A 13,567-nucleotide genomic window follows, 5' to 3' on the forward strand; every position below is an offset into this window, starting at 1 on the left:
GCAGCGCACCTGCGGCAGTCCCGCCCTTCGACAGGCTCAGGGCTGACGGATACGAGGGATTCCGCCCTTCCCCGTTCGTGCTGAGCCTGTCGAAACACGCGCTGCCGCAAGCGCACTGCCCGATCGAGCCCCCGCTCACACCGACCGCAACGCCCGCGCCGGCCGGACGCTGAGGATCGGCCACGCGCCTGCCAGCCCGACACCCAGCGTCACGCCCAGCCCGGCGAGCAACGTCACCGCCACCGCGACCGGATCGGGCGACCAGGCGAAGGTGAAGATCCGTACCACGACATACCATGCGCCGCCGAGACCGAGCGCCAGCGCGACCAAGGTCACCAGCGCGCCGAGCACAGCATATTCGAGCGCCTGCGCCGCGAGCAATTGCGCCCGCGTCGCGCCGAGCGTGCGCAGGATCACCGCATCATAGGTGCGCGCCTCGCGCGCGGCGGCGATCGCGCCGATCAGCACCGCGATCCCCGCCGCCACCGCGACTCCCGCCGCCGCCGCGATCGCCGCGGCGACCTGTCCGACGAGGTCGCGCACCTGCCCGAGCACGCCGCGCACCTCGATCACCGACACCGAGGGGAATGGCGCGAGCAGCGCGCGTGTCACCCGTCCCTCGCTGCCGCGCGGCAGGTCGATCGTCGCGGCGAGATTGTGCGGCGCATCGGCGAGCGCATCGGGCGAGAAGACGAGGACGAAATTGAACCCCAACGTGTCCCACTGGATGCGGCGCAGCGAGGCGATGCGCGCGGTGCGCTCGACGCCGAGCAGGCTGACGGTGAGCGGGTCGCCGATATGCAGGTCGAGCGCCTGCGCCAGCCGCTCGTCGATCGAGACGAGCGGCGGTCCCGCATAGTCGCGTGGCCACCAGCGGCCGGCGGCGAGCGTGCTGCCTTCGGGGATGCTCTCCGCATAGGTCAGGCCGCGCTCGCCGCGCAGCGCCCAGGCGCCCTCGGGCAGCGTCTTGAGATCGGCGACGCGGATATTGCGATAGCCAGTGATCGTGCCGCGCAGGATCGGCACGGTGCGGATCTGCGCCGCCGGCACCGCGGCGGTGACGATGCGGCGGAACTCGGCCTCGCGCGGGCGGGGCACGTCGAGCGCGAACAAGGCGGGCGCGCGCTGCGGCACGTTGGTGGCGATATTGGCGTCGATGCTCGTGCGGATCGCGGCGAGCAGCACGAACAGCGTCAGGCCGAGCCCGAGCGCGACGACCAGCGCCTCGGTGCGTGCCCCCGGCCGGTGCAGCGCGGCGATGGCGAGGCGGAGCAAGGGCCGGTGCGGCCGCGGCAGCCGGCTCGCGCCGAAGCGCACCAGACGGCCGAGCCCGAACAAGAGCAGCAACGCCGCCGCCACCGCGGCGAGAAAGCCGGCGGCGATGCCGGGCTGTGCCGCGGTGCCGATCGCCAGTGCGAGCGCCGCTCCACCGGCGGCGAGCGCGACGATCCGCCCCCGCCACGAACTCGCCCGCATCGGCGCGAGCGCTCCGCGCAGCAATCCCGCCGCCGGCGTCGCCCCCGCCGCGGCGAGCGGCGGCGCGGCGAAGGCGAGCGCGATCAGCGCGCCGTACAGCGCCGCGCGGAGCAGCGGCCACGGCTCGGGGCTGAGCGTCGGCAGCACCGGCAGCGCGCCGGCGAGCAGGCGGCCGAGCAGCGGCACCGCGGCGCTGCCGATCGCCAGCCCCGCGACGATGCCGGCCAGCGCCGCGGCGCCGACCTCGATGGCATAGATGCGCGCGACATCGGCGCGGGTCGCGCCGAGCACCTTGAGCGTCGCGATGGCGCCGCGCCGCGCGGTGAGGAACGAATCGACGCCGTTGCCGACGCCGATCCCGGCGATCGCCAGCGCGGCGAGCCCGACCAGGGTGAGGAACTCGCCCATCCGGTCGACGAACCGCGACGCTCCCGGCGCGGCACGCTCGCGCGTCTTGCTCTCCCACCCCGCGGTGGCGAAGAGGCTGGTGAAATGCGTCGCAATCCGCGCCGGATCGTCGCCCGCCGGCAGGCGCAGGCGATAGCGCGTCTCGTACAGGCTGCCCGGCTGGACCAGCCCGGTCCTGCCCAGATCGACGCGCGCGATCAGCACCACCGGGCCGAGCGTGAAGCCCTCGCCGAGCCGGTCGGGCTCGTCGGCGATGACACCGCCGACGCGAAACCGTGCCGTACCGATCGTCAGCATCGCGCCGGCACGCAACCGCAAGCGCTCGGCCAGCGCGGGCGCGATCCATGCCTGTCCCGGCGGCGGCGTGGCGACGTGGCGGCCGTCGGCGAGCGTGACGCGGCCGTAGAGCGGATAGGCGGCGTCGACCGCCTTGAGCTGGATCGGCGCCGAGGCGTCGCCGGCGATCGCATTGGCCTGCATCCGCACCGTCGTCGAGACGGTGCCCAGCCGCGCCAGCGCGGCACGCTCGGCGGCACTGGCCTCGCGCTGCGACACGGACAGTTCGACGTCGCCGCCGAGGATCACCGCGCCGCGCACGGCGAGCTCGCGCGCCACCGCATCGGCGAGCCCGCCGATCGCGGCGAGCGCGGCGACACCGAGCAGCAGGCAGACGACGAGGAGCCGCAATCCGCGGAACCGCCAGTCGAGCTCGCGCCGCGCCAGCCGCCAGGCGAGCGACCAGCCGCTCACCCGATCCGCCCGTCGGCGAGCGTGACGATCCGGTCGCACCGTTCGGCGAGGCGGCGATCATGGGTGATCACCACCAACGTCGCGCCGAGCACGGCCCGCCGGTCGAACAGCAGGTCCATGATCGCGCTGCCGGTCTGCGTATCGAGGTTGCCGGTCGGTTCGTCGGCGAAGACCAACGGTGGCCGCGGCCCGAGTGCGCGGGCGATGGCGACGCGCTGCTGCTCGCCGCCGGAGAGCTGCGCGGGATAATGGTCGAGCCGGTGGCCGAGGCCGACCGCCTCCAGCTCGGCGGCGGCACGCGGCCAGGCACCGGCGACGCCGGCCAGCTCCATCGGCACCGCGACATTCTCGCGCGCGGTCATCGTCGGCAGCAGGTGGAAGGCCTGCAGGACGATGCCGATCCGGCCGCGGCGCGCCCGCGCCAGCGCATCCTCGTCGAGCGTGCCGAAATCCTGCCCGGCGACACGTACGCTGCCGCCGCTCGCCCGTTCGAGCCCCGCCAGCACCGCCATCAGCGACGACTTGCCGGAGCCCGACGCACCGAGCAGCGCGACGCTCTCGCCGGCGGCGACCGACAGGTCGATGCCGCGCAGGATCGCGGTCTCGCCGAGGCGAAGCGTGACATCGCGCGCCTCGATCACCATAGACGTCATGTTCATATCGGGAGACCAAGGCCTTGCAGGGGCGGACAAAACGCTATGCGGCAGCGACGCTGCTCGGCCAAGCCCTGATCCTCGCCGGCTGCGACCGGCAGGCGGCGGCGCCCGATCCGGCGCCGAGCCCCGCCGCCACACCCGTCGCGGTCGCGCGGCCGGTCGGTCCGGAACGGCTGATCCTCGCCTTCGGTGACAGCCTTTACGCCGGCTACGGGCTCGACCGCGGGCAAAGCCTGCCCGACGCGATCGAGGCGCGGCTGCGGCAGCAGGGGATCAACGCGACGATCGTCAACGCCGGCGTCTCGGGCGACACCACCGCCGCGGGGCGGCAGCGGCTCGGCTTCGTGCTCGACAATCTGCCGCGCCCGCCCGACCTCGTGCTGCTCGGGCTCGGCGGCAATGACGTTCTGCGGCAATTGCCCGCGGCGGAGACGCGCGCCAACATGACCGCGATGCTCGACGAGCTGCACCGCCGCAAGCTGCCGGTGGTGCTGACCGGGATGAAGGCGCCGCCCAATCTCGGCCGCGCCTATGTCACCGCGTTCGACGGCATTTGGCCGGATCTCGCCAAGCGCGACTCCGCCGGCCTCTATCCCTTCGTGCTCGACGGGGTGATCGGCGACCCCGCGCTCATGCAGGCGGATCGTGTCCATCCCAATGCCGCCGGCGTGACACGCATCGCCGACCGGCTGACGCCGCTGGTCGCCGCCGGCCTCAAACCCGCCGCCTGACGGAACGCCCGCCGCGCTGTTGCGCTATAGCGGCGAGTTTCAGTCTGGAAGGATCGACCCATGGCCGAGAGCCGCACCGCCACCTTGTACCGCATGGTCCTGCCCGACCATACCTGCCCGTTCGGCGTCCGCGCCAAGCAGATCCTGCAATCCGAAGGCTTCACCGTCGACGACCGCATCCTGCGATCACGCGAGGAGGTCGACGCGTTCAAGGCCGAGCATGACGTCGCGACGACGCCGCAGATCTTCATCGATGACGAGCGGATCGGCGGGAGTGACGATCTCGAGCGGTATCTGGCGAAGTAACGATTGTGTAGCTGCCGGGGCGATGGCGTCCCGGCAGCTTAGATACGCCGACGAATGGCTTCGGCAGCGACAAAGGCGATGATGTTTCGTCCGGCTGGCCTTAAAAGATAGTCGTGACTTTTGCCGGAGGCGCGCCGTCAAAATCGCCAGTATTCCCGCGCAGGCGGGAATCCAGTGGCCAAGCAGATTAACGGCCGTCGCATCAAGAGAACTGGACCCCGCTTTCGCGGGGGTACGGCCCCGTTATGTGAGCGTCCCGAGCGCATTCGAGATCTCGATCTTGAAGGCCGAGAACGCAAGAAGGCGGGCGTGGCCTTGCATGACTACGCCCCCCCACACCTCCATCCCCGGCCCGGCGGCAACGCCCCCCCTGACACGCCGCACGCCCGCCCGGCTCCCCCACCTCGATGGAACGTCACCGGCGACCGGCCGTTCGGGAAGCCCTCCTGCAAAAGGCGTCCAAAATGCCGGCCAGCCCTGCCGATATTCTCTCTCCGGCTGCCGATGCGCCTGCCGATCCGATCCTCGGCATCGCCGAAACCGCCGCCGCGCTCGCCGAACGGCTGGACGACGGCGACCTGCTCTATGCCGTCGCCGACGAGGCACGCGGGATCGCGCTGACCCATGCGCTGACGCTGGCGGTGCCCGATGCGACGGTGGTCTTCTGTCCCGGCAGCGACGCGCTGCCCGGCGACGCCGCCCCCGCCTCTCCCGGCAACGTCGGCCAGCGTGTCTCGGCTTTGCGGCGCATCCGCCTACTGATCGAGGCGAACGAGCGGCCGCGGACCGCCTGTATCACCACCGGTGAAGCGCTCGCCCGCGCCTATCCGGCGCCCGAGGCCTTCGCCGCCGCGCCGCCGCGCGTCGCGGTCGATACGCCGGTCGACCTCGAAGCGCTGTTCGCCGACCTGACCGCGATCGGCTACACGTCCGACGAGCGCGTCGACGAGCCGGGCGAGGTCGCGCTGCGCGGGCAGGTGCTCGACGTCTATCCCGCCGATGCCGGACTGCCGCTGCGCATCGAGGCGGTCGACGGGCGTGTCGAGAGCCTGCGCTGCTTCGATCCCGCCGACCAGCGCACCACCGGCAGCATCGATGCGCGCGAGCTCGGCCGCGTCGCCGAACCGCCGCTCGCCGACGCGGGCGTGTCGCTCGCCGACCATCTGCCGGACGCCGCGATCGGGATCGAACCGGGCGCGGACGAGCGGCGGCGACGCTTCCTCGCGCTGGCTGCCGACGCCGCCAAGCGCCGTCCCAAACGCGCGATCGCCGACACGCTGAGCGATGCGCGCTGGCGCAAGACGGCGGGCGAGCGGCTGATGGCACCGCTGGCGCGCGCGGGCGATCCGCCGGCACGATTCGTCGAGAGCAAGGCGCCGATGCGCGCCTTCGCCAAGGCCGCACGCGGCGCGATCGAGGCGGGCGAGCGCGTCGTCATCCTCGGCGGCGCACGCGATCTGCGCTTCCTGCAACGCCGGATCGCGCGCACGCTCAAGCTGCCGGTCACGCCGGTCGAAGCGTGGCAGGCGGTTCGCGATGCCGCGCCGGGCAGCCTGCTGGCGCTGTCCCTCGCCGCCGATCGCGGCTTCCGGCGCGAGGGCATCTGCGCGATCGCCGCCGCCGACCTGCTCGGCAGCCGCGCCGAACGCGACGACGCGACCAGCCCGATCGCGCACACCGGCCTGTTCGACTTCGGCGAGATTCGCGACGGCGACGTCGTCGTGCACGAGGATCATGGCCTCGCCGTCGTCACCGGCTTGCAGGCGCTGCCCGATCAGGCGGGCGACGCGATCGCCCTCACCTACGCCGACGACGGCGTCCGCCTCGTTCCCGTCGCGGAGGCGGACCGGATCTGGCGCTACGGCGCGGATGCCGAGGCGGTGACGCTCGACAAGCTCGACGGCGCGAGCTGGCAGAAGCGGCGCGGCGCGATCGACGCGGCGATCGCCGAAAGCGCCCGCGGCCTGACCGAACTCGCCGCCGAACGCAGCCGCCGCGATGCGCCCAAGCTGGTCGCCGATACCGACGCCTATGAACGGTTCGCCGCCGGTTTTGCCTTCACCGAGACGCCCGATCAGGCGCGCGCGATCGCCGCGGTGCGCGACGATCTCGCCGCGGGCAAGCCGATGGACCGGCTGGTGATCGGCGACGTCGGCTATGGCAAGACCGAAGTCGCGCTGCGCGCCGCGGCGATCGCCGCCCTGGCCGGGCATCAGGTGGCGATCGCCGCGCCGACCACGGTGCTTGCCCGCCAGCATCTGGAAAGCTTCGCCGCGCGCTTCGAGGGGACGGACATCGCGGTCGCCGGCCTGTCGCGGCTGAGTTCGGCGACCGAGCGCAAGCAGGTCAAGGCCGGGCTTGCCGACGGATCGATCCGCATCGTCGTCGGCACCGGGGCAGTCGCCGGCAAGGGCATCGCCTATCAGGACCTCGCCCTCGTCATCATCGACGAGGAACAGCGCTTCGGCACCGCCGACAAGACGCGGCTGCGCGATCTCGGCGCCGGCCACGTGCTGACGCTGAGCGCGACGCCGATCCCGCGCACCCTGCAGACCGCCCTGATCGGCCTTCAGCAACTGTCGGTGATCGCGACGCCGCCGGCGCGGCGGCAGCCGATCCGCACCTCGGTCGGTGCGTTCGATCCGGCGGTGGTACGCACCGCGCTGCTACGCGAACGCAGCCGCGGCGGCCAGAGCTTCGTCGTCGTGCCGCGGATCGAGGATATGGCGCCGCTCGCCGAGACGCTCGCCAAGTCGGTGCCCGAGCTCGACATCGTCCAGGCGCACGGCAAATTGCCCGCCGCCGAGATCGACGAGGCGATGGTACGCTTCGCCGGCGGCGATGGCGACGTGCTGCTCGCCACCAACATCATCGAGGCGGGGCTCGACGTGCCGCGCGCCAATACGATGGTGATCTGGAAGGCCGACCGCTTCGGCCTGTCGCAGCTCCACCAGTTGCGCGGGCGGGTCGGGCGCGGCCTGCGGCGCGGTCAGGTGCTGCTGCTCACCGATCCCGCCGCGACGATCGCACCGCGCACGCTCAAGCGGCTCAAGACGCTGGAGGCGTTCGACCGGCTCGGCGCCGGCTTCGCGATCAGCGCGCGCGATCTCGACATGCGCGGCGCGGGCGACCTGCTCGGCGAGACGCAGGCGGGGCATATGAAGCTGATCGGCATCGACCTGTACCAGCATCTGCTCGAAAGCGCGCTGCGCACCGCGCGCGGCGAGACGGTGGAGCGGTGGAGCCCGGAGCTGCACCTCGGCCTCGACGGCTGCCTGCCGCCGACGTGGATGCCCGAGGAGGAGCTGCGCGTCACCACCTATGCCCGCCTCGCGCGGATCGAGGAGGCCGAGGGGCTCGACGCGCTGGCGGACGAGCTGGAGGATCGGTTCGGCGACCTGCCCGAAGAGGCACGGCTGCTGTTCGCGGTGGCGCGCATCCGGGTGGCGGCACGGGCGGCCGGCATCGCCCGGATCGACGCCGGCCCCGCCGCGATCGCCTTCACCCCGCGCGCGGCGATGCCGGCACCCGAGGGGCTGGAGGAGAAGAACGGACGGCTGCTGCTCGCCGAACGGATCGCCGATGCGCACGAACGGCTCGACCGGATCGCGGCGGTGCTGGAGGATTGGTGACGGCGGCGGGTGTGGGGGGTCGAAACAGGGCCGCCGGCCGGTATCGGGATGTTCGGTCGCGACTTGGCAGGATCAACGAGGCAAGCCCATTAAGCAGGCGAAGGTCGGGAACGTCCCGCCGTCACCCAAAACGCTCCGGCACCCCGGACGTGTTCCGGGGTCCTCCGGGCCGCGAAATCAAGGGTAGAGACACTTGCGGCACCGTGGATGCCGGAACGAGTCCGGCATGACGGAGGCCGTGGTGCGGAGGTCTCGCGCAGGCCGGAGCCCATGGTGGTTCACGCCGCAGGTGGTGCTCCGCTTGTCACCTATGCGCCCGCCTGCGCGGGAACACTGACAGGGTGCGACGGCAGCGCGCGATACCAGGCTGCGGCACGATGGGCGGGACGAACCGCAATGGGATTGCATCCTCCGTCTTGCAGGTGACCTGATGCGCAGTGCCGCAAACCCCTTGCACCCGCGTGCGCCCCGCGCCACCGCCCGCCGATGCCCCTCCCCACCGCCTTCTTCGACCGCGACGTCGCGACCGTCTCGCGCGCGCTGATCGGCGTCGATCTGCGCGTCGATGGCGTCGGCGGCGTGATCGTCGAGACGGAGGCCTATGACGCCGACGACCCCGCCTCGCACAGCGTCAACGGGCCGACGCCGCGCAATGCGGCGATGTTCGGCCCGGCCGGCCATGCCTATGTCTATCGCAGCTACGGCATGCACTGGTGCCTCAACTTCGTCTGCCGGCCGGGAAGCGCGGTGCTGATCCGGGCGATCGAGCCGGTCGCGGGCGTCGAGACGATGATCGCGCGCCGCGGCCTTGCCGGGCCGCGCTTGCTCTGCGCCGGTCCGGGGCGTCTGTGCCAGGCGCTCGGCGTCGACCGGGCGCTCGACGGCGCGCCGCTCGATGCGCCGCCGTTCGCCCTCGAACCCGCGGCGCGTGACGAGGATATCCACGCCGGCGCCCGGATCGGCATCACCCGGGCGGTCGACACGCCGTGGCGCTTTTGTCGAACAGGCTCGCGCTTCCTCAGCAAGCCGGCGCGCTGATCCCATCAATCGGCGTGACGGCCCAGATGTTGGTAATTCGTTACGGGGCCGACACGCCGAAACCCGCCCCTCCCCTCCTGCAGCGCAATTGGCACGGCAGATGCAATGCTCCGGATACAGCCAATCGGGCTGATCTTTGGGAGGACATCATGCTCATCACCACCGTCGCCGCCGCGCTCCTGTCGGTCACCAGCGCACCCCAGCCGACTGCCACGCCGACCCCGATCGCCGCCCCCGTCGCCCCCGCTCCGGTGGTCGTCGCCGCCGCGCCGGCCCGCGCCAATCCGCGCGTCTGCCTGGTCGACGAAGTCACCGGATCGCGCCTGCCGATCCGCACCTGCAAGTCGCTCGACCAGTGGCGCGCGCTGGGCCTCGACCCGCTTGCCAAGCGCTGATCCGTCACGGGCCGGCGTATCAGCCGCATCGATACGCCGCCCGCGCCCGGGTGTACACGTCGCGCGGAGCTTCCCCGCCGCACCTGCGTTGGGCGGTGCAGCATCTTCAAGGGGGTCCTCTCACCGTGCACGCCTTACCCGACCGGCTCGACGCCGGTTCGCCCTATCCCTTGGGCGCAACGTTCGATGGTCTTGGCGTCAATTTCGCGGTCTATTCCGCCAATGCGGACCGGATCGAACTGTGCCTGTTCGATCCGTCGGGCAAGCGCGAGTTGCAGCGCATCACCCTGCCCGAATGTACCGACGAGGTGTTCCACGGCTATCTGCCCGATGCCGCGCCCGGCCTGCTCTACGGCTATCGTGCCCACGGCCGTTACGAGCCGGAGAACGGCCACCGTTTCAACCCGAACAAATTGCTGCTCGATCCCTATGCGCGGCGGCTGCACGGCCAGATCAAATGGACCGACGCATTGCACGGCTACAAGGTCGGCCACGCCCGGGAGGACCTGAGCTTCGACAAGCGCGACAGCGCGCCGGCCATGCCCAAGGCGGTGGTGGTCGACGATCATTGGGACTGGTCGCGCGATACCAAGCCGAACACCCCCTGGTCGGAAACCGTGATCTACGAGGCGCACGTCAAGGGTCTGACGAAGCTGATGGAGCTGGTGCCGCCACGCGAACGGGGCAGCTATGCCGCACTCGGCCATCCGGCGGTGATCGCGCATCTGAAGCGGATCGGCGTCACCGCGCTCGAGCTGCTGCCGATCCACAGCTTCACGCAGGACCGTTTCCTTCAGGAAAAGGGCCTCAAAAATTATTGGGGTTATAACACGCTCGGCTTCTTCGCGCCCGAACAGGCCTATATGTCGACCGACAGCCAGGACGAGCTGCGCCGCGCCGTCCACCGCCTGCACAAGGCCGGGATCGAGGTGATCCTCGACGTCGTCTACAACCATACCTGCGAAGGATCGGAAAAGGGCCCGACGCTGTCGTGGCGCGGGCTCGACAACGCCAGTTACTATCGACTGGTGAAGGATCAGCCGCGCTATTCGATCAACGACACCGGCACCGGCAACACGCTCAACCTCAGCAAGGCGCGCGTCATCCAGATGGTGACCGATTCGCTGCGCTATTGGGCGACGAGCTTCGGCATCGACGGCTTCCGCTTCGACCTCGGGCTGACGCTGGGGCGCGAGGACGATGGTTTCGATCCGGGCGCGGCCTTCTTCGACGTGGTGCGGCAGGACCCGGTGCTCGGCCGGCTCAAGCTGATGGCGGAGCCGTGGGACGTCGGCCCCGGCGGCTATCAGCTCGGCAACTTCCCGCCCGGTTTCGCCGAGTGGAACGACCAATATCGCGACACCGTCCGCCAGTTCTGGCGCGGCGATGCCGGGCAGCGCGGCGATCTCGCGGCGCGACTGGCGGGATCGGGCGATCTGTTCGACCGGCGCGCGCGGCGGCCGTGGGCGAGCATCAACCTGCTGTCCGCGCATGACGGCTTCACCCTCGCCGATACCGTGACCTACGAGGAGCGCCACAACGAGGCGAACGGCGAGGACAATCGCGACGGCCACGACAACAACCATTCGCGCAACTGGGGCCACGAGGGGCCGACCGACGATGCCGCGATCAACGACGCGCGCGGGCGGGTGCAGCGATCGATGCTGACCACCCTGCTCGCCTCGCTCGGCACGCCGATGCTGGTCGCAGGCGACGAATTCGGCCGCACGCAGCAGGGCAACAACAACGCCTATTGCCAGGACAATGCGATCAGCTGGCTCGACTGGCAGGCGGCGGCGAGCGAGGCGGGGCAGACGCAGATCGACTATGTCGCGCGCCTCACCGCGCTGCGCCGCCGCTATCCGGTGCTGCGCGCGGCGACCTTCCTCTACGGACAGGATACGCCGGGCCACGGCATCAACGACATCGAATGGTGGGACGAGCGCGGCGGCCGGCTCAGTCCGGACGACTGGCAGAACCCGGACGGACGCGCGCTGATGATGCGCCGCGCGTCGTGCAATGCGGCGGGCGAGGTCGAGGCGATCTCGCTGCTGCTCAACGGCTCGGCCGATCCGGTCACCTTCCACCTGCCGCCGCCGCAGGCCAAGCGGACCGTGCTGATCGACAGCGCCAAGCCCGATCAGGGCGAGCTGACGATCGACGATCAGTACGAGGTCGCGCCGCAGGGCGCGGTGCTGGTCACCTGGACGCTGCCGCGCGACGACGCGGACGCGGCGGCATGAGCGAACGCTGGGGCGCGCGGCTGCTCGACGACGGCCGCACCCGGTTCGCGCTCTGGGCACCGGCGTGCGAGGCGGTGACGCTGGAGATCGATGCGGGCGAGACGATCGCGATGGATGCGGCGGCGGACGGCTGGTTCGTCGCGACCACCGATGTGCCGGCGGGCACGCGCTATCGCTTCCGCATCGGCGACCTCGCCGTCCCCGATCCGGCGAGCCGCGCGCAATCGGGCGGCGTCCACGGCTGGAGCCTCGTCATCGATCCCGCCTATGACTGGACGACGCCCGACTGGCGCGGCCGGCCGTGGGAAGAGACGGTGCTGATCGAGCTGCACGCCGGCGTGCTCGGCGGCTTTGCCGGGGTGATCGACCAGATCCCGACGCTCGCCGCGCTGGGCATCACCGCGATCGAACTGATGCCGGTCAACGCCTTCGGCGGCACGCGCAACTGGGGCTATGACGGCGTGCTGCCCTATGCACCGGCGGAAAGCTATGGCGCCCCGGCCGAACTGAAGGCGCTGGTCGATACCGCGCACGGCTTCGGCATGTCGGTGTTCCTCGACGTGGTCTACAATCACTTCGGGCCGGACGGCAATTATCTGTCAGCCTATGCCCCCGACTTCTTCGATGCCGAGGTCCATACGCCCTGGGGCGGTGCGGTCGCGGTGCACGAGCCGGCGGTGCGGCGCTTCTTCATCGACAACGCCCTGATGTGGCTCGACGAGTATCGCTTCGACGGGCTCCGCTTCGATGCGGTCCATGCGATCGGCGACGATGCCTTCCTCGACGCGATGGCGGCGGAGATCCGCGCCGCGCTGCCCGACCGGCACGTCCATCTCGTGCTCGAGAACGAACGCAACGACGCCGAACGGCTGCGCGGCGACGCCTATGACGCGCAGTGGAACGACGATTTCCACAACGTCCTGCACGTCCTGCTGACCGGCGAGACCAGCGCCTATTACAGCGACTTCGCCGATCGGCCGGCGGAGCGGCTGGCGCGCTGCCTGGCCGAGGGGTTCATCTATCAGGGCGAAGGATCGGGCAATCACGACGGCAAGCCCCGCGGCACGCCGAGCGCGCACCTGTCGCCGACGCGCTTCGTCTCCTTCCTCCAGAACCACGATCAGGTCGGCAATCGCGCCCTCGGCGAACGGCTGACGCGGCTGACCGACACCGACCGGCTGCGCGCGGCGACCGCGCTGCTGCTGCTCGCGCCGCAGGTGCCGATGCTGTTCATGGGCGACACCGAAGGCAGCGAGACGCCCTTCCTGTTCTTCACCGACTTCCACGACGCGCTCGCCGATGCGGTGCGCGAGGGCCGGCGCAAGGAATTCGCCAAGTTCGATGCCTTCGCCGATCCGGCGGCGCGCGCGCGCATCCCCGATCCCAATGCGGTGGCGACGTTCGAGGCGTCACGCCCGACGCCCGGACCGGATGCGACACGCTGGCGCGGGTTGCTCCGCGATCTGATCGCGCTGCGGCAGGCGGCAATCGTGCCGCATCTCGCCGGCACGACCTCGCTGGGCGCGGAAGCGACCGGCGCGGCGGCGGTGGTGGCGCGCTGGCGGCTGGGCGATGGCGCGACGCTGACGATCGCGATCGACCTTGCCGACGCGCCGGGCGGATTGCCCGATGCGGCGGGCGACTTGCTGCATGCCGAGGGTGAGCGCTTTCGCGCGTGGATCGCCCGGTGAGCGGACAGATCACTCCGCCGTTCACCCACCGCCGTGGCCACGCGCCCAAATCAGTGATCCTGCGCATGCACGAATCCAGGGCCCGGCAGAGCGACGTCAGGGTTTCGCAACCCTGGGCTCCGGCTTTCGCGGGAGCACTCGGATATGGGAAGCCGGCTGTTGCCTCTCACGGCGACGGATGCCTCAGCGTGGATCTTTGCGCGCAGAGGCGCAGAAGACGCAGAGAAGAGATCCACGCGAA

9 protein-coding genes are annotated in these 13,567 nt (G+C 71.1%); 7 read left to right on the plus strand and 2 right to left on the minus strand.

The genetic code is table 11. The annotated features are described in order from the left end of the window. Positions 1–135: 135 nt before the first annotated feature. Positions 136–2,634: an ABC transporter permease gene (locus PBN85_RS13360; protein WP_271299302.1), complete on the minus strand. Its 2,499-nt coding sequence runs from the start codon at positions 2,632–2,634 to the stop codon at positions 136–138. After that, positions 2,631–3,293 (minus strand): ABC transporter ATP-binding protein, encoded by a 663-nt coding sequence (locus PBN85_RS13365; RefSeq protein ID WP_037532642.1) that lies wholly within the window; start codon positions 3,291–3,293, stop codon positions 2,631–2,633. Before PBN85_RS13365 ends, PBN85_RS13360 begins: the two co-directional genes overlap by 4 nt. A gap of 17 nt (positions 3,294–3,310) precedes the next feature. Here PBN85_RS13365 and PBN85_RS13370 point away from each other — a divergent pair, with 17 nt between their 5' ends. From PBN85_RS13370 to treZ, 7 genes are all read left to right on the plus strand, one after another. After that, complete coding sequence (locus PBN85_RS13370; protein WP_271299303.1) at positions 3,311–4,021, plus strand: arylesterase; 711 nt, start codon at positions 3,311–3,313, stop codon at positions 4,019–4,021. 60 nt (positions 4,022–4,081) lie between these two features. Continuing rightward, positions 4,082–4,327: a glutaredoxin domain-containing protein gene (locus tag PBN85_RS13375; RefSeq protein ID WP_271299304.1), complete on the plus strand. Its 246-nt coding sequence runs from the start codon at positions 4,082–4,084 to the stop codon at positions 4,325–4,327. A gap of 464 nt (positions 4,328–4,791) precedes the next feature. Then, positions 4,792–7,959, plus strand: coding sequence for a helicase-related protein (locus PBN85_RS13380; RefSeq protein WP_271299305.1), 3,168 nt, complete (start codon positions 4,792–4,794; stop codon positions 7,957–7,959). Between the two features lie 486 nt (positions 7,960–8,445). Continuing rightward, positions 8,446–8,997, plus strand: a complete 552-nt coding sequence (locus PBN85_RS13385; protein WP_271299306.1) for a DNA-3-methyladenine glycosylase — start codon at positions 8,446–8,448, stop codon at positions 8,995–8,997. A 149-nt stretch (positions 8,998–9,146) separates the two neighbouring features. Then, entirely contained in the window at positions 9,147–9,392 is a 246-nt protein-coding gene (locus tag PBN85_RS13390; RefSeq protein ID WP_271299307.1) for a hypothetical protein, read from the plus strand. Positions 9,393–9,517: 125 nt separating this feature from the next. Continuing rightward, positions 9,518–11,635 (plus strand): glycogen debranching protein GlgX, encoded by a 2,118-nt coding sequence (gene glgX, locus PBN85_RS13395; protein WP_271299308.1) that lies wholly within the window; start codon positions 9,518–9,520, stop codon positions 11,633–11,635. After that, positions 11,632–13,326, plus strand: coding sequence for a malto-oligosyltrehalose trehalohydrolase (gene treZ / locus PBN85_RS13400; protein ID WP_271299309.1), 1,695 nt, complete (start codon positions 11,632–11,634; stop codon positions 13,324–13,326). Before glgX ends, treZ begins: the two co-directional genes overlap by 4 nt. Positions 13,327–13,567 lie beyond the last annotated feature (241 nt).

Origin of the sequence: Sphingomonas sp. CV7422 (genome assembly GCF_027945725.1) — a bacterium.
GTDB classification, from domain to species: Bacteria; Pseudomonadota; Alphaproteobacteria; order Sphingomonadales; family Sphingomonadaceae; genus Sphingomonas; species Sphingomonas kyungheensis.